At 73.4% G+C, this 16164-nt stretch carries 14 protein-coding genes; 2 read left to right on the forward strand and 12 right to left on the reverse strand.

Annotation, left to right across the window (positions count from 1 at the left end):
- Positions 1-75: 75 nt before the first annotated feature.
- The 5 genes from ACZ60W_RS14450 to ACZ60W_RS14470 form a co-directional block, all read right to left on the reverse strand.
- On the reverse strand, positions 76-2190 hold the full coding sequence (locus ACZ60W_RS14450; protein ID WP_469755628.1) for a putative bifunctional diguanylate cyclase/phosphodiesterase: 2115 nt from the start codon (positions 2188-2190) through the stop codon (positions 76-78).
- A 251-nt stretch (positions 2191-2441) separates the two neighbouring features.
- Positions 2442-4622 (reverse strand): NAD-dependent DNA ligase LigA, encoded by a 2181-nt coding sequence (gene ligA, locus ACZ60W_RS14455; protein WP_469755629.1) that lies wholly within the window; start codon positions 4620-4622, stop codon positions 2442-2444.
- 32 nt (positions 4623-4654) lie between these two features.
- On the reverse strand, positions 4655-5671 hold the full coding sequence (locus ACZ60W_RS14460) for a methionine synthase (protein WP_469755630.1): 1017 nt from the start codon (positions 5669-5671) through the stop codon (positions 4655-4657).
- 2 nt (positions 5672-5673) lie between these two features.
- The gene (locus ACZ60W_RS14465) at positions 5674-6372 is read right to left on the reverse strand and encodes an SDR family oxidoreductase (RefSeq protein WP_469755631.1); all 699 of its coding nucleotides are present in this window, start codon (positions 6370-6372) and stop codon (positions 5674-5676) included.
- A gap of 7 nt (positions 6373-6379) precedes the next feature.
- On the reverse strand, positions 6380-6919 hold the full coding sequence (locus tag ACZ60W_RS14470; protein WP_469755632.1) for an LOG family protein: 540 nt from the start codon (positions 6917-6919) through the stop codon (positions 6380-6382).
- A gap of 97 nt (positions 6920-7016) precedes the next feature.
- Between ACZ60W_RS14470 and ACZ60W_RS14475 the strand changes: the two genes are divergently transcribed.
- A complete protein-coding gene (locus ACZ60W_RS14475) occupies positions 7017-7829 on the forward strand; it encodes an alpha/beta fold hydrolase (RefSeq protein ID WP_469755633.1) in 813 nt (270 codons plus the stop codon).
- Positions 7830-7913: 84 nt separating this feature from the next.
- Here ACZ60W_RS14475 and mnmA read toward each other — a convergent pair whose 3' ends face one another.
- Positions 7914-9059 carry a tRNA 2-thiouridine(34) synthase MnmA gene (gene mnmA / locus ACZ60W_RS14480; protein ID WP_469755634.1) on the reverse strand — a complete coding sequence of 382 codons (1146 nt, stop codon included), beginning with the start codon at positions 9057-9059 and terminating at the stop codon, positions 7914-7916.
- A 61-nt stretch (positions 9060-9120) separates the two neighbouring features.
- Here mnmA and ACZ60W_RS14485 point away from each other — a divergent pair, with 61 nt between their 5' ends.
- Entirely contained in the window at positions 9121-9801 is a 681-nt protein-coding gene (locus ACZ60W_RS14485; protein ID WP_469755635.1) for an N-acetylmuramoyl-L-alanine amidase, read from the forward strand.
- On the opposite strand, the gene ACZ60W_RS14490 is transcribed toward ACZ60W_RS14485, so the two are convergent.
- From ACZ60W_RS14490 to ACZ60W_RS14515, 6 genes are all read right to left on the reverse strand, one after another.
- Entirely contained in the window at positions 9794-10957 is a 1164-nt protein-coding gene (locus ACZ60W_RS14490; RefSeq protein ID WP_469755636.1) for a cysteine desulfurase family protein, read from the reverse strand. The two genes, ACZ60W_RS14485 and ACZ60W_RS14490, sit on opposite strands and share 8 nt — an antisense overlap.
- Positions 10958-11058: 101 nt before the next feature.
- Positions 11059-11913, reverse strand: coding sequence for a thioesterase family protein (locus ACZ60W_RS14495; RefSeq protein WP_469755637.1), 855 nt, complete (start codon positions 11911-11913; stop codon positions 11059-11061).
- 22 nt (positions 11914-11935) lie between these two features.
- The gene (locus ACZ60W_RS14500) at positions 11936-12613 is read right to left on the reverse strand and encodes a trimeric intracellular cation channel family protein (protein WP_469755638.1); all 678 of its coding nucleotides are present in this window, start codon (positions 12611-12613) and stop codon (positions 11936-11938) included.
- Between the two features lie 106 nt (positions 12614-12719).
- A complete protein-coding gene (locus tag ACZ60W_RS14505; RefSeq protein WP_469755639.1) occupies positions 12720-13943 on the reverse strand; it encodes an ABC transporter ATP-binding protein in 1224 nt (407 codons plus the stop codon).
- A gap of 8 nt (positions 13944-13951) precedes the next feature.
- A complete protein-coding gene (locus ACZ60W_RS14510) occupies positions 13952-15055 on the reverse strand; it encodes an ABC transporter ATP-binding protein (RefSeq protein WP_469755640.1) in 1104 nt (367 codons plus the stop codon).
- Positions 15052-16050 (reverse strand): ABC transporter permease, encoded by a 999-nt coding sequence (locus ACZ60W_RS14515; protein ID WP_469755641.1) that lies wholly within the window; start codon positions 16048-16050, stop codon positions 15052-15054. The genes ACZ60W_RS14510 and ACZ60W_RS14515 overlap by 4 nt, the downstream gene beginning before the upstream one ends.
- Between the last annotated feature and the right edge of the window lie 114 nt (positions 16051-16164).

Genomic DNA, 16164 nt, shown 5'->3' on the forward strand with positions numbered 1-16164 from the left:
GCTTGATGGTGTTGGTCCATCCTATGGGGCCCGTGCCCCTGCCCGTGAAACGGTTTGGCCCGCAGCGCGGCACCCTCAGGGAACGACCTGCCCGGACGGCTGGTCGAGCTCGACCTGGGCAGCGATGTCGGCGGGGCGGCGCCAGCCGTGCTCGCCGCGGGCCAGCAGCCAGGCGGTGGCCTCGGCGGGCGGCATGGCGGCGGCGACGAGCCAGCCCTGGACGGCGTCGCATCCCAGGTCGCGGAGGCGTTCCCAGGTCTCGTCGTCCTCCACGCCCTCGGCGACGACGAGGAGGCCGAGCGAGTGGGCCAGGTCGACGGTGCAGCGGACGATCTCGGCGTCCTCGGTGTCGACGGCGAGCCGGGCGACGAAGGAGCGGTCGATCTTCAGTTCGCTGACGGGCAGCCGGCGGAGGTGGACCAGGGAGGAGTAGCCGGTGCCGAAGTCGTCGAGGGACATCTTCACGCCGTGGCCGGTGAGGCCGTTGAGCGTGTCGGCGGCCCGCTGGGGGTCCTCCAGGAGGACGTGTTCCGTTATCTCCAGCTGGAGGGCGCCGGCCGGGACGCCGTGGCGGGCGAGCCGGGCGGCGACGGCGCCGGCGAAGCCGGGGGTGTGGACGTCGCGCGGCGAGACGTTGACGGCGACCGGGACGTGGAGCCCCTGGGCCCGCCAGCGGGCGACCTGGGCGAGCGCGGTCTCCAGGACGTACTCGGTGAGGTGCGGCATCAGGCCGGAGGACTCGGCGATGGCGATGAACTCGTCCGGCGGGACCTTGCCGCGCTCGGGGTGGACCCAGCGGACGAGGGCCTCCAGGCCGGCGACCTGGCCGTCGAAGCGGACCTTGGGCTGGTAGTGGAGTTCGACCTCGCCGGCGTCCAGGGCGCGGCGGAGGTCGCCGAGCAGACCGAGCCGGTCGGGCGTGTTGGAGTCGCGCTTGGACTCGTAGACCTCGACGCCGGTGCGGTCGCGCTTGGCCTGGTACATGGCCACGTCGGCGCGGCGCAGCAGCCCCTCGGCGTCGAGGGCGTGGTCGGGGAAGACGGCGACGCCGGCGCTGGCCTCCAGGACGAGGGTGAGCCCGTCGAGGTCGAGCGGGGAGGAGAGTTCGGCGACGAGGTGGCGGGCGACCCGCTGGGCGCTGGTGGTGGAGTCGGCGGTGGGCAGCAGGACGGCGAACTCGTCGCCGCCGAGCCGGGCGGCCTCGGCGCCGCGGGGCAGCGCGAGGTCGAGCCGTTCGGCGATCTGGAGGAGCAGCCGGTCGCCGGCGAGGTGGCCGAGGGTGTCGTTGACCGACCGGAAGCGGTCGAGGTCGATCAGGACGAGGGCGGCGCGGGCCCCTTCGCCCTCGGCCTCCTCCAGGGCGGTCCAGGCGCGCTCCAGGAGCCACTGGCGGTTGGGGAGCCCGGTGAGCGGGTCGCGGAGCTGTTCCTCGGCGCGGGCGCGGGCGATCCAGAGGGTGGAGTCGAGGGCGATGAGGGGGACGGCGAAGAGCGGCAGCAGGACCGGCCGGGTGGCGGCGACGACGCAGATGAGCGGGGCGATGCCGAGGAGGGCGACGGCGACGAGGCCCTGGCGCAGGAGCGCGGTGCGGGCGACGGTGGGCAGGCCGCGGCCCTGGGGCGCGAGCGTGTACCACAGGAGGAGCCGGGTCACCACGAGGTAGGCGCCGGCGGCGACGAGGACTTCCGGCAGGTCCCCGATGGTCCAGTCGAGGGGCCACCAGGGCTGTTCGACGGTCGGCACGTCCCCGAAGAGGGCGAGGACGACGGCTGCGGCGCCCACGCCGAGGACGTCGGCGGCGCCGTGCAGGAGGCCCTGGCGCCAGCGGTCCCGGCGGGCGGCGCCGACCAGGGTGACGACGGTGAGCGAGACGAGGCCGGCGGGCACCCAGCCGTACAGCAGGAGGACGGCGAGGGTGAGGGCGGCGCCGGAGCCGGTGCCGCCCCACCAGCGGTCGCGGCCGAGGGCGACCAGGTGGCCGACGATGAGGCCGGTGAGCACGGCGAGGGACCAGCCGGCGACCTCGCCGGGGAAGAGTCCGTGGCCGGTGCTCAGGGCTCGCTGGAGCCCGGCGACGAGTACGACGGCGGCGATGCCCACCACGGCTGCGGGCAGCCGGGAGGTGGTGCCCGGGGTGACCGCACGGCCGTGTGACCGTGGGACCGGGGCGGCGCTCTCGGTCGGTTCCATTCCCGTCCCTCTCACAGGCGGCGGTGCCGTCGGGTGTGCGCGGGGCCGCGGTGCGGCCGTCCGTCCTCCGGCCGGCGCGCGGCGGGGCGGAGCCCCCGGGCGGCCGTGCGGAACGAGACGCACGGTCACCACACTAGGCCGCCGAGGGCTTCGACGGGCAGCGCTCTCCCTCTCTTGCCCGAATGCGGCCCAGCCACCCGTAACGATCTGGTATGCGCCGAACGGGTGGCCTGCCGTGGGGTGGTGGGCGGCTACTCGGCGACCGGGACAGCGGCCTCCCGGGCGGCCTCGGGCCCCTGTTCGAGCAGGACGGAGAAGCCTTCCTCGTCCAGAACCGGAACCTTCAGCTGCATCGCCTTGTCGTACTTCGAACCAGGGTTTTCACCGACGACCACGAAGGAGGTCTTCTTCGAAACGGAACCGGTCACCTTCGCTCCGAGGCTCTGGAGCGACTCTTTTGCGCCATCCCTGGTGAACCGCTCCAGGGTGCCGGTCACCACGACCGTGAGACCTTCCAGCGGGCGCGGCCCCTCGTCCTCCCCGGCGCCCTCGTCCTCCAGGCTGACCCCGGCGGCGCGCCACTTGCGCACGATCTCGCGGTGCCACTCCTCGGCGAACCACTGCTTCACCGCGGCCGCGATGATCCCGCCGACGCCGTCGACGGCCGCCAGCTCCTCCTCGCTCGCCTGCTCGATCCGCTCCAGGGAGCGGAACTCGCGGGCCAGCGCCTCGGCCGCGACCGGACCCACGTGCCGGATGGAGAGCCCGTTGAGGAAGCGGGCCAGCGGGCGGGTCTTCGCCGCCGCGATGTTCTCCAGCATCGCCAGGGCGTTCTTCTTCGGCTCGCCCTTCTGGTTGGCGAAGACCGTGACGATCTTCTCCTCGCCGGTCTTCGGGTCGCGCTTGGGCAGTCCGCTGTCCTGGTCGAGGACGTACGCCGTGATCGGCAGCAGCTGCTCGATCGTCAGGTCGAAGAGGTCGCCCTCGTCCGCGAGCGGCGGCTCGGCGGGCTCCAGCGGGCGGGTGAGCGCCGCGGCGGCCACCGCCCCGAAGTTCTCGATGTCCAGGCACTGACGGCCGGCCAGGAAGAAGAGCCGCTCGCGCAGCTGGGCCGGGCAGGTCCGGGCGTTCGGGCAGCGGAGGTCGATGTCGCCCTCCTTCATGGCCTTCAGCGGCGTCCCGCACTCCGGGCACTCCGCGGGCATGACGAACTCCCGCTCGGTGCCGTCCCGCAGGTCCGCGACCGGGCCGAGGATCTCCGGGATGACGTCGCCGGCCTTGCGCAGCACGACCGTGTCCCCGATGAGGACGCCCTTGGCCTTCACCACCTCCTGGTTGTGGAGGGTGGCGAACTCGACCTCGGAACCGGCCACCGTCACCGGCTCCACCTGCGCGTACGGCGTGACGCGCCCGGTCCGGCCGACGCCGACCTTGATGTCGACCAGCCGGGTGTTGACCTCCTCCGGCGCGTACTTCCAGGCGATCGCCCAGCGCGGGGCGCGGGCCGTGGAGCCCAGCCGGCCCTGGAGCGGGATCTCGTCGAGCTTGACGACCACCCCGTCGATCTCGTGCTCCACGGAGTGACGGTTCTCCCCGAAGTACGCGATGAACTCGCGCACCGCGGCGAGGGAGTCGACCACCCGGTTGTGCCGGGCCGTGGGCAGCCCCCACTCGTGCAGCAGCTCGTACGTCTCCGAGAGCCGGGAGATGTCGAGGCCCTCGCGGGCGCCGATGCCGTGCACCACCATGTGGAGCGGGCGGGAGGCGGTGACCTTGGGGTCCTTCTGGCGGAGGGAGCCGGCCGCCGCGTTGCGCGGGTTGGCGAAGGGCTTGTCGCCCGCCTCCACCAGCCGGGCGTTGAGCCCCTCGAACGCCTCCATCGGGAAATAGACCTCGCCGCGGACCTCCACGAGGGCCGGGACGCGGTCGCCGCGCAGCCGCTCCGGGATGTCGGCGATCGTCCGCACGTTCGGCGTGATGTCCTCGCCGGTGCGGCCGTCGCCGCGGGTGGCGGCCCGGGTCAGCCGGCCGTTCTCGTAGGTCAGGTTGACCGCGAGGCCGTCGACCTTGAGCTCGCACAGGTAGTGGAAGTCGGGCGTGCCGACGTCCCGCCCGACCCGCTCGGCCCAGGTGGCCAGCTCCTCGTCGTCGAAGGCGTTGTCCAGGGAGAGCATGCGCTCCCGGTGCTCGACGGAGGTGAACTCCGTCTCGTACTGCCCCGCGACCTTCTGCGTCGGGGAGTCCGGCGTCCGCAGCTCCGGGTACTCCTCCTCCAGCGCCTCCAGCGCGCGCAGGAGCCGGTCGAACTCGCCGTCGCTGACGACCGGCTGGTCCTTCACGTAGTACCGGAAGCGGTGCTCCTCGACCTGCTCGGCGAGGTCGGCGTGCTTCTCCCGTGCCTCGGCGGGCAGGGCCCCCTGTTCGACTGCCACCTTCGTCCGTCCTCCCGTGCCTCTGAACCCGGTCACTCTGGGTTGTCCGCGAGCGATCTCGCCGCCCGGGCGCAGTGGGCGAGCGCCGCGCGGGCGTAGGCGGGCGAAGCGCCCGCGAGCCCGCACGTGGGGGTGACGACCACGGACTCCGCGAGAGTCCCCGGATTCAGCCCCAGCCTGCGCCACAGCGTCCTGACACCCATGACGCTACCGCCCGGGTCGGACAATGCGGTGTCGGTGGACGGCACCACACCGGCGAAGAGCGTCGTGCCGGCCTCCACCGCCTCGCCGATCGTGTCCTCGTCACGCTCGGTGAGCAGGCCGAAGTCGAACGAGACGCCGGAGACGCCGGCCCTCCGCAGCAGCGCGAAGGGGACGTCGGGGGCGCAGGAGTGGACGACGACCGGTCCGTCGTGGACGGCGATCACGTCGCGCAGGGCGGACTCCACGACTTGCCGGTCGACGGCCCGGTAGGTGCGGTAGCCGCTGGCGGTGCGGACGTGGCCGCGGAGCACGGCGGTGAGCGAGGGCTCGTCGAGCTGGAGGACCGGCCGCGCCCCGGGGACGCGCCGGCGCAGCTCCGCGAGGTGGCCGCGGAGCCCCTCGGCGAGCGAGCCGGTGAGGTCGCGGCAGGCGCCCGCGTCGCCGACGGCCGCCTCGCCGCCGCGCAGTTCCAGGGACGCCGCGAGCGTCCACGGGCCCACGGCCTGCACCTTGAGCGGGCCCTCGTAGCCCTGGGTGAACTCCTCCAGGGCGTCCAGGTCCTCGCCGAGCCAGGACCGGGCGCGCTTGGTGTCGCGGCCGGGCCGGTCGCTGATCCGCCAGCCGCTCGGCTCCACGTGCGCGTAGAGGTCGACGAGCATCCCGGTGGTCCGGCCGATCATGTCGGCGCCGGGGCCGCGGGCCGGCAGCTCCGCGAGGAACGGGAAGTCCTCGAAGGAGCCGGTGGCGGCCTTGGCGGCCTCGCGGGCGTCGCCGCCCGGCAGGGAGCCGACGCCGGTGGCGGGGCCCCAGGGGCTCGTCCCGCCGCTGTTCTCGGTCTCGCTCACGGCTAGCGCCCCGGTCGGACGGTGAGGTCGTTGATCTCCGCGTCGCGCGGCAGGTCGATGGCCGTGAGGACGGCCGTCGCCACCGACTCGGGGTCGATCCACTTCGACGCGTCGTACTCCTTGCCCTCCTGCCGGTGCACCTTCTCCTGCATGGGGCTGGCCGTCCGGCCGGGGTAGACCGAGGTGACCCGGACGCCGTGGGCGTGCTCCTCGTGGCGCAGGGCGTCGGCGAGGGCCTTGAGGCCGTGCTTGGAGGCCGCGTACGCGCCCCACTCGCCGTGCGCGGTGAGCCCGGCGCCGGAGTTCACGAAGACGACGTGGCCCTGGGAGACCCTCAGCTGGGGCAGCAGGTGGCGGGTCAGCTCGGCCGGGGCGACCAGGTTGACGTCGAGCTGGTGATGCCACGTCTTCGGGGTGAGCTCCCCGATCGGGCCGAGGTCGACGACCCCCGCGATGTGCAGCAGGCCGTCCACCCGCTCCGGCATGGTCTGGTGCGAGAACGCCCAGGACAGCCGGTCCGGGTCGGCGAGGTCGCCGACCAGCGTCCGGGCCCCGGGGAACTGTGCGGCGAGCTCCTTCGCCCGCCCCGCGTCCCGCGCGTGCAGCACGAGGTCGTCCCCGCGCGCGTGCAGGCGGCGGGCGACGGCCGCGCCGATGCCGGAACCGGCTCCGGTGATCACATGAGTAGCCATGGGGACCATGCTCGCATCAGCGGGAGGCGATGTTCTCCTCCAGGTGGGCGAGGGCGGCCGGGCCGTCGTCCGCGAAGAAGACGAGGTCGGTCAGGGGCAGGGGCAGGAAGCCCTCGGTGTCCATGCGGTGGAACTGGGCCTTGAGGCCGTCGTAGAAGCCCGCGGTGTTGAGCAGGACGACCGGCTTGGCGTGCTTGCCGTGCTTCTTCAGCTCCAGGATCTCGGTGGCCTCGTCGAGGGTGCCGGTGCCGCCGACCATGACGACGATCGCGTCGGACTTGGCGAGGAGCAGCGCCTTGCGCTCGGCGAGGTCCCGGGCGACGACCATCTCGTCGGCGTCCGGCCGTGCCTTGTGCGCGAGGAAGTCGACGGAGACGCCGACGAGCCGGCCGCCCGCCTCCTGGACGCCGTCCGCGACCACCTTCATCAGACCGGTGTCGGAGCCGCCCCAGACCAGGGTGTGGCCGGCCTTCCCGAGGAGGCGGGCGAAGTCGCGCGCGGGGGTCGTGTACCGCTCGTCGAGCTGGGCGGCGGAGAGGAAGACGCAGATGTTCATGGCCCCACCGTAGGCCGTGACCAGCGGCTTCTGAATTTCTCCGGGAAATCCCGCCCGGCGGCGATGAGTTCGGGCGGCGGCCGCGGTCTGCCCTGCCATGGACGAGGTGAGCACCACGCTGAGCAGGGTCCGGGGCCGGGTCACGTCGCGGGACGGCACGGCGATCGCGTACGAGCGGTACGGCGACGGGCGGGACGGACGGCGGCCGGTCGTCCTGGTGAGCGGGGCCCTGGCCACCGCGGAGGCCGAACGGCCGCTCGCCGGGCTCCTCGCCCGGCGCTTCACGGTCGTCGCCTACGACCGGCGGGGCCGCGGCGGGAGCGGCGACGGCGGGTCCCGCGCCGTGGAGCGCGAGATCGAGGACCTGGCGGCGGTCGTGGGCGCGGCCGGGGCGGGCACGGCCCTGCACGGGACGGGCACCGGGGGCGCGCTGGCGCTGGCCGCGGTCGCGGCGGGACTTCCGGTGGCGGCGGTGTCGCTGTACGAGCCGCCGTACTCGGCGGAGGCCGGGGAGCTGTGGCGGCGGGTGGCGGACCTGCTGGCGGAGGGCCGGCCCGAGGCGGCCCTCGGTCTCTTGCCGGCGGACCCCGCGGGGGCGCTCCCCGATGCCGCGGCGCTGGCCCGCGTCCTCGCCCAGGACCTCGCGGTGCTCGGCGACGGGGCGCCGTCCGGGCAGCGGCTGGCCGGGGTGCAGGCGCGCGCCCTGGTCGTCGACGGCGGGTTCAGTCCCGCGGGGACCCGCCGGGCCGCCCGCGACCTCGCCGCCGCCCTGCCGCGCGGCCGTCACCGCACGCTCACCGGGCAGACGTCCGAGGTGGCGCCGCACGTCCTGGCCCCCGTCCTGGAGGAGTTCCTGACGGAGGAACGGGAGGACGGCAGGGACGACCCGCGGAGCGGGGCCGCCGCCTAGGGCCTGTCGTCAAAATCCCCTCGTTGCCGCGGGGCAGAGGGGATGGTGACGACAGGCCCTAGGGGGTCCGGGGCCTCCGGGGTGTCAGGCGGTCGCCGGGGCCGCCGTGGAGCGGGTCGTGGTGGCGATGGTGGCGGAGCCGACGACGCGGGTGCCGTCGTAGAGGACGATCGCCTGACCGGGGGCGACGCCGCGGACCGGCTCGTCGAAGGTCACGGTGAGCCCGCCGTCGACGAGGGCCGCCGTCACCTCGGTCTCGCCGCCGTGGGCGCGGAGCTGGGCGGTGTAGCGGCCGGGGCCGTCCGGGGCGGTGCCGCACCAGCGGGGCTTGATCGCGGTGAGGCCGGTGACGTCGAGGGCCTCGACGGGGCCGACGGTCACCGTGTTGTTCACCGGCGAGATGTCGAGGACGTAGCGCGGCTTGCCGTCCGCGGCCGGGTGACCGATCCGCAGGCCCTTGCGCTGGCCGATGGTGAAGCCGTACGCGCCCTCGTGGGTGCCGACCTTCGTCCCGGTCTCGTCGACGATGTCGCCCTCGGCCCTGCCCAGCCGGGAGGCGAGGAAGCCCTGGGTGTCTCCGTCGGCGATGAAGCAGATGTCGTGGCTGTCGGGCTTCTTGGCGACGGCGAGTCCGCGCCGCTCGGCCTCCGCCCGGATCTCGTCCTTGGTGGTGAGCGTGTCGCCCAGCGGGAACATCGCGTGCGCCAGCTGCTTCTCGTCCAGCACGCCGAGGACGTAGGACTGGTCCTTGGCCATGTCGGAGGCCCGGTGCAGCTCGCGGGTGCCGTCCTCGTGGAGGACGACGGTGGCGTAGTGGCCGGTGCAGACCGCGTCGAAGCCGAGCGCGAGCGCCTTGTCGAGCAGCGCGGCGAACTTGATCTTCTCGTTGCAGCGCAGGCACGGGTTGGGCGTGCGGCCCGCCTCGTACTCCGCGACGAAGTCGTCGACGACGTCCTCGCGGAACCGCTCGGCGAGGTCCCACACGTAGAACGGGATGCCGATGACGTCGGCCGCCCGGCGCGCGTCGCGCGAGTCCTCGATCGTGCAGCAGCCGCGGGCGCCGGTACGGAAGGACTGGGGGTTCGCGGAGAGCGCGAGGTGCACGCCGGTGACGTCGTGGCCCGCCTCGGCGGCGCGCGCGGCGGCGACGGCGGAGTCCACTCCGCCGGACATGGCGGCGAGGACCCGGAGCGGGCGGGTGCGGGGGTGCGGGGGCGGCGTCTGAGTCATAGCCCTACCAGGGTACGGGTCGCCGGGAACCGGGGGCGCGTGAGTAAGCGTTCTCCGTGGCATGGGGAGCAAGGGGAAGGGCAAGGACGCGTCCGGCCGGAAGGTGGGACGGCGGGCGGTGCTGCTCGGCGGCGGGGCCGCGGTGGTCGGGGTGGCCGCCGTGGCCAGGGACGACCTGGCGCGGTTCTGGTGGCGGCTGCCGGGCATGGAGAGGAAGCGGGTCGAGGGCGAGCTCGACCACAAGGGCGCCGAGTGGACGGCGGCGGCGCGGGCGAACTGGCGTCGGGCCGACCGGCCCGACGACTACCGGATCGACCGGGTCGTCGTCCACGTCGTCCAGGGCAGCTACGCGACCGCGCTGAAGGTCTTCAGGAACCCGGGACACGGCGCCGCCGCCCACTACGTCGTCCGCAAGGACGGCCACGTGGCCCAGATGATCCGCGAACTCGACGTCGCCTTCCACGCCGGCAACCGCGACATGAACGAGCGCAGCATCGGCATCGAGCACGAGGGCTTCGTCGACCGTCCGCAGGACTTCACCGCCGCCATGTACGCCGGGTCGGCACGGCTGACCGCGGACATCTGCTCCCGGTACGGGATACCCGTGGACCGGGAGCACATCATCGGGCACGTGGAGGTCGAGGGCACCGACCACACCGACCCGGGCCCGCACTGGGACTGGGACCGCTACCTGAGGCTCGTGCGGGAGGCGGCGAAGGCGGTGCCGGGAACGGTCACGTGAGACCGGCGCTCCGCGCGCGCTCGACGGCGGGGCCGATGGCCTCGGCGACCGCGCTGACGTCCTCCTTCGTCGAGGTGTGGCCGAGGGAGAAGCGCAGCGTGCCGCGGGCCAGGTCCGGATCGGTGCCGGTGGCCAGCAGGACGTGACTGGGCTGGGCGATGCCGGCGGTGCAGGCGGAGCCGGTCGAGCAGGCGATGCCGGCCGCGTCGAGGAGCAGGAGCAGCGAGTCGCCCTCGCAGCCGGGGAAGGTGAAGTGGGCGTTGGCGGGGAGCCGCTCGACCGGGTCGCCGCCGAGGATCGCGTCGGGGACGACCGTGCGGACGGCGGTGACCAGCGCGTCCCGCAGCGCGCCGACCTCGCGGGCGAACTCCTCGGTCCGCTCGGTGGCGAGCCGGGCCGCGACGGCGAACGCGGCGACCGCCGGCACGTCGAGGGTGCCCGAGCGGACGTGCCGCTCCTGGCCGCCGCCGTGCAGCACGGGTACGGGGGTGTGCTCGCGGCCGAGCAGGAGGGCGCCGATGCCGTAGGGTCCGCCGATCTTGTGGCCGGACACGGTCATCGCGGCCAGCCCCGAGGCGGCGAAGTCGACCGGGACCTGCCCGACGGCCTGGACCGCGTCGGCGTGCAGCGGGACGCCGAACTCGGCGGCGACGTCGGCGAGTTCCCGGACCGGCATGACGGTGCCGATCTCGTTGTTCGCCCACATGACGGTGGCCAGGGCCACGGAGCCGGGATCGCGCGCGATCGCCTCGCGCAGGGCGTCGGGGTGCACCCGGCCGTGCCGGTCGACCGGCAGGTACTCGACGGACGCGCCCTCGTGCCCGGCGAGCCAGTCGACGGCGTCGAGCACGGCGTGGTGCTCGACCGGGCTGGCCAGGACGCGGGTGCGGCGGGGGTCGGCGTCGCGGCGGGACCAGTACAGGCCCTTCACGGCGAGGTTGTCGGCCTCCGTGCCGCCGGAGGTGAGGACGACCTCGCTCGGCCGCGCGCCGAGGGCGGCCGCGAGGGTCTCGCGCCCTTCCTCGACGGTGCGCCGGGCCCGGCGGCCGGCGGCGTGCAGGGAGGAGGCGTTGCCCGTGACGGCGAGGTGGGCGGTCATCGCCTCGATCGCCTCGGGCAGCATGGGCGTGGTCGCGGCGTGGTCGAGGTATGCCATGGTGCGTCGATTCTACGAGCCCCCGGCGGCGGCCTCGGCGGGTGGCCGGTTCACGCCGTTCCCCGCGGCGGGTCCCGGGAGGGCCGGGACCCCGAAGCGCGTCAGTCCCGCGGGGCGCGGGCCAGCTGCCGGGACTGGGCCACCAGGCGGTCGGCGCTGTCCCAGACCTCGGCGTCCTCCTCCAGGAAGCCGCCCGCGAGGTTGCGGGTGGTGATCGAGACGCGCAGCGGACCGGGGGCCGGACGGCACCGGATGTGGGTGGTGAGCTCCACGGTCGGCGTCCAGCCCTTGAGCCCGAGCTCGAAGGAGGTCGGCGGCAGGGCGTCGACGGTCAGCAGCAGGGAGAGCGCGTCGGGCGCGCGGCCGTCGGCGAGACCGAACCACGCCCGCATCTCGCCCCGGCCGGACGGCGCGCCGACCGCCCAGCCGACGCACGACGGGTCGAGACGGAGGTCGAGCCGGTCGGCGATGGCGGAGGAGCCGGGGATCCGCGGGGCCGGGTTGTCGGCCGCGCTGAAGCAGTTCTCGAGGGCGGCCATCGCCGGGGGCGCCGCACTGGTGCGGACGTCGTCGGTCAGGGCGTCCAGGTCGCCGTAGGAGGCGAGGACGCGGATGCGCTCGACCTCGGTGCCGTCCTCGGCGTACTGGAAGAGGGATGCCTGGCCCGTGGAGAGCGTCCGGCCGGTGCGCACGGTCTCCGTGCGGATCACCGCCGGGCCCGGCACGGACGGCGTCAGGTAGTGCGCCGAGATCGTGAACGGGTCGGGGTGCGGGAGGTGGTCGCCGAGGGCGCGGCCGAGCAGGGCGAGGAGGTAGCCGCCGTTCACGGCGTGGATGATCGTCCAGCCGGCGGACAGGTCGGCGTCGTAGACGCCGGGCTCCCTGAGGGTGACGGCCGTGTCGCGGTCGAACTCGTACGCCGCGAGGGCGGCGCTCGTCTCGGTGCTCGTGCTCATGTCCCGACGGTACCGCAGGTCATTACTGAGCGGTAGCTTTTTCGGGCTCCTCGCGCGCGGACGAACGGCGGTTCCACGCGCGCGGGGCCCGCCAGTGGTAGCGCATCGCCAGCAGCCGCAGCACGAACGCCGTCAGGACGGCCGTCCCGCTCGTGTAGGCGTTCAGCAGGTCGAACCGGATGCACAGCACCACCATCGTGGCGCCCACGATCGCCGGCACCGCGTACAGGTCCCGGTCCCAGCGCAGCAGCGACGGCACCTCGTTCGCCAGCACGTCGCGCAGCACACCGCCGCCGACCGCCGTCGCCAGGCCCAGCGCGGCGGAGCTCGTCAGCCCCAGCCCGTAGTCGTACGCCTTCGTCGTCCCCGTCACGCAGAACAGGCCCAGGCCCGCCGCGTCGAACACGTTCACCGCGGTCTGCGTCCGCTCGACCTCCGGGTGCAGGAAGAACACCAGCACGGCCGCGACCAGCGGCATCACGAAGTACCCCAGGTCCGTGAACGCCGCCGGCGGCACCGCGCCGATGATCAGGTCCCGGAAGAGACCCCCTCCCAGGGCCGTCACCTCGGCGAGGACGGCTATCCCGAAGACGTCGAAGTTCTTCCGGACGGCGAGGAGGGCGCCGGAGATGGCGAAGACGAAGATGCCGACGAGGTCCAGGGCGTGCTGGACGTCGGGGCTGAACAGATCGTGGAGCACGGGGCCATTGTCCCGGTCGCCCCGGGCCGCGACGTGACGCCCCCGGGCCCGGCACGCCGGAGGCCCCCGGCCGCGGGCGGCGGGGGCCTCTTGGGCTGTGGGGACGTCACGCCTTCGGCGCGTCGTCCTCCTCGGCGGAGGCCGGGGCCTCCGTCCGGGCCTCGGCCTCGGCCTTCGCCGGAGTCTCCGCCTCGGCCTCCGTCTTGGCCGGAGCCTCCGCCTCGGCCTCCGTCTTGGCCGGAGTCCCCGCCTCGGCCTCGGGCTCGGCCGGAGCCGCCGCCTCGGCCGGAGCCTCGGGCTTGGCCGGGCTCAGGTCGGTGGAGTGGCGGGGCTGGGGGATGGAGAGGGCGTCGGTGTTCTCGGGATGGTGGCAGGCGACGCGCTGACCGGGGCGGAGTTCGAGGAGCGGGGGCTCCTGGGTGCGGCAGAGGTCGGTCGCCTTCCAGCAGCGGGTGTGGAAGCGGCAGCCGGGCGGCGGGGCGATCGGGGAGGGGACGTCGCCGGTGAGGAGGATGCGGTCGCTCTTCGCCCCCCGGCGGCGCGGGTCCGGGATCGGGACCGCGGACATCAGGGCCCGGGTGTACGGGTGCATCGGGTTCTCGTACAGCGACTTGCGGTCGGCGAGCTCGACGACCTTGCCGAGGTACATGACGGCGATGCGGTCCGAGACGTGCCGGATGACCGAGAGGTCGTGCGCGATGATCACGTACGTGAGGCCGAGCTCCTGCTGGAGGTCGTCCAGGAGGTTGACCACCTGCGCCTGGATGGAGACGTCCAGGGCGGAGACCGGCTCGTCCGCGACGACGAGCTTCGGCTTGAGGGCGAGCGCGCGGGCGATGCCGATGCGCTGCCGCTGGCCGCCGGAGAACTCGTGTGGGTAGCGGTTGTAGTGCTCGGGGTTGAGGCCCACCAGACCGAGGAGGCGCTGGACCTCCTTCTTCACACCGCCCTCGGGCTCGACGCCCTGGAGCTTGAAGGGCGCGGAGACGATCGTGCCGACCGTGTGGCGCGGGTTCAGCGAGCCGTACGGGTCCTGGAAGATCATCTGGATGTCCCGGCGGAACGGGCGCATGCCCGCGACGCCGAGGTGGGAGATGTCCTTGCCGAGGAACTCGACGGTGCCGTCGGTGGGTTCGAGGAGCCGGGTGATGAGCCGGCCCATCGTGGACTTGCCGCAGCCGGACTCGCCGACCACGCCGAGGGTCTCACCGGGGTAGACCTCGAAGTCGATCCCGTCGACCGCCTTGACCGCGCCGGTCTGGCGCTGGAGAAGCCCCTTCTTGATGGGGAAGTGCTTCTTCAGGCCGCTGACCTTGAGCAGAGGTTCCATGTTGTCGCTCACAGTTTCGGCGCAATCTCTTCGGTCCAGATGCGGGTCCGCTCCTCCTGCGGCATGTGGCAGGCCGAGTAGTGGCGCTCGCCGGCCAGGGCGAGCTCGGGCCGCTGGGTGCGGGTGACGCCACCCTTGGGGACGTCCGCGTAGGGGCAGCGCGGGTTGAAGGCGCAGCCGCTCGGGATGTTGATGAGGCTGGGCGGGTTGCCCTTGACGGGGATGAGCCGCTCGGTCTGGTCGCGGTCGATCCTCGGCATCGAACCGAGCAGGCCCCAGGTGTAGGGGTGCTGCGGCTCGTAGAAGACGGACTCGGCCGGGCCGCGCTCGACGCAGCGCCCGCCGTACATCACGAGGATGTCGTCGGCGAGCTCGGCGACGACGCCGAGGTCGTGGGTGATGATGACGACCGCGGAGCCGAACTCCTTCTGGAGGTCCCGCATCAGGTCGAGGATCTGGGCCTGAACGGTGACGTCGAGCGCGGTGGTCGGCTCGTCGGCGATGAGCAGTTCCGGGTTGTTGACCAGCGCCATCGCGATCATCGCGCGCTGGCGCATGCCGCCGGAGAACTCGTGCGGGTAGTTGTCGAACCGCTTGTCGGGCTCGGGGATGCCGACCCGGTCGAGGAGTTCGACGGCCCGCCGGCGGGCCGTCTTCTTGTCGACGGGGTGGTGGACGCGGTACGCCTCCACGATCTGGTGGCCGATCGTGTAGTACGGGTGCATCGCGGACAGCGGGTCCTGGAAGATCATCGCCATCTCGCGGCCGCGCATCCGGCGGACCTCGTCCGGGTCCGCGGAGAGCAGCTCGCGGCCGTTCAGCCAGATCTCGCCGGAGATCCGCGCCTTCTGGCGGCCGTACTGGCCGACCGTGTGGAGGCCCATGATGCCGAGCGAGGTGACCGACTTGCCGGAGCCGGACTCGCCCACGATGCCGAGGGTCTTGCCCTTCTCCAGCTGGAAGCTGAGGCCGTCGACCGACTTGACCAGACCGTCGTCGGTCGGGAAGTGGATCTTCAGGTCACGCACGTCGAGGAAGGCGTCGGACGGGGCGCCCGAGGCGGCGACCGGCTCTCCGGGCGCCGCGCCCGTCTTCGTCAGCTTGTCCGTCATGCGAGCCTCACTCGGGGGTCGATCACCGCGTACAGCAGGTCCACCACGAGGTTCGCGATGACGACGCACGCGGCGGTGATGAGGGTGACGGCCAGGATCAGCGGCAGGTCACGCTCGCTCACGCCCTTGATGGCGAGACCGCCGAGGCCGTGGAGGCTGAACGCGGTCTCGGTCAGGATCGCGCCGCCGATGAGGGCGCCGAGGTCCATGCCGAAGATGGTCAGGATGGGGGTCATGGTGGAGCGCATCGCGTGCTTGCCGAGCACGACGGGCTCCGGCAGGCCCTTGGCCCGGGCGGTGCGGATGTAGTCCTCGCCGAGCACCTCCAGCATGGTGGCGCGGGTGAGGCGGGCGTACATCGCCGCGTACAGGAAGGCGAGCGTGACCCACGGGAGGAGCAGGCCGCCGAACCAGCCGCCGAAGGACTCGGTGATCGGCACGTACGAGGCGTCGACCCAGCCCAGCTGGGTGCGGAAGACGAGCATCGCCAGCATGGCGGTGAAGAAGATGGGGAGCGAGACGCCGGCCAGCGCGGTGATCATCGCCGCGCGGTCGATGATCGTGCCCCGCTTGAGCGCGGAGACCACGCCGGTGGAGACGCCGAGCACCAGCCACAGCACGGCGGCGCCGATGACCATGGAGAGGGTGACCGGGAACGCGTCGACGAGCATCGTCCACACGTCCTGCTCGGTGCGGAACGAGTAGCCGAAGCACGGTGCGGCGCAGTGGATCGTGTCGCCGCCGCCGGTGTAGTCCCGGCCGACGAAGATGCCGGAGACGAAGTGCCAGAACTGCACCAGGATCGGCTCGTCCAGGCCCAGCTTCTGCCGGACGGCCTCGATGGAAGCCGGATCCGCCTGCTTGCCGACGAACATCGCGGCAGGGTCGCTGCCGGTCATCTTGGGGATGAGGAAGAAGATGCTGAGCGTCACCAGGGTGACGACGAGCAGCATCACGACGACTGAGAAGAGCCGTCGGACTATGTATGCAAGCATGCGGTCGGCCGGTCGGGGGGGGGGGGGGGGGGGGGGGGGGGGGGGGGGGGGGGGGGGGGGTGGGGGGGGTTCGTGGGGGGGGGAGGGGGGGGGGGGGGGGGGGGGGGGGGAGGA

It is taken from the genome of Streptomyces sp. NPDC104202 (genome assembly GCF_055584185.1).

What these genes read in the sequence shown, in the direction of transcription:
- ACZ60W_RS14510 (WP_469755640.1), bottom strand. Translation starts at nt 15,055, where the DNA reads ATGACGGACAAGCTGACGAAGACGGGCGCGGCGCCCGGAGAGCCGGTC.
- ACZ60W_RS14475 (WP_469755633.1), top strand. Translation starts at nt 7,017, where the DNA reads ATGGACGAGGTGAGCACCACGCTGAGCAGGGTCCGGGGCCGGGTCACG.
- ACZ60W_RS14515 (WP_469755641.1), bottom strand. Translation starts at nt 16,050, where the DNA reads ATGCTTGCATACATAGTCCGACGGCTCTTCTCAGTCGTCGTGATGCTG.
- mnmA (WP_469755634.1), bottom strand. Translation starts at nt 9,059, where the DNA reads ATGACTCAGACGCCGCCCCCGCACCCCCGCACCCGCCCGCTCCGGGTC.
- ACZ60W_RS14495 (WP_469755637.1), bottom strand. Translation starts at nt 11,913, where the DNA reads ATGAGCACGAGCACCGAGACGAGCGCCGCCCTCGCGGCGTACGAGTTC.
- ACZ60W_RS14505 (WP_469755639.1), bottom strand. Translation starts at nt 13,943, where the DNA reads ATGGAACCTCTGCTCAAGGTCAGCGGCCTGAAGAAGCACTTCCCCATC.
- ACZ60W_RS14470 (WP_469755632.1), bottom strand. Translation starts at nt 6,919, where the DNA reads ATGAACATCTGCGTCTTCCTCTCCGCCGCCCAGCTCGACGAGCGGTAC.
- ACZ60W_RS14450 (WP_469755628.1), bottom strand. Translation starts at nt 2,190, where the DNA reads ATGGAACCGACCGAGAGCGCCGCCCCGGTCCCACGGTCACACGGCCGT.
- ACZ60W_RS14465 (WP_469755631.1), bottom strand. Translation starts at nt 6,372, where the DNA reads ATGGTCCCCATGGCTACTCATGTGATCACCGGAGCCGGTTCCGGCATC.
- ACZ60W_RS14490 (WP_469755636.1), bottom strand. Translation starts at nt 10,957, where the DNA reads ATGGCATACCTCGACCACGCCGCGACCACGCCCATGCTGCCCGAGGCG.
- ACZ60W_RS14485 (WP_469755635.1), top strand. Translation starts at nt 9,121, where the DNA reads ATGGGGAGCAAGGGGAAGGGCAAGGACGCGTCCGGCCGGAAGGTGGGA.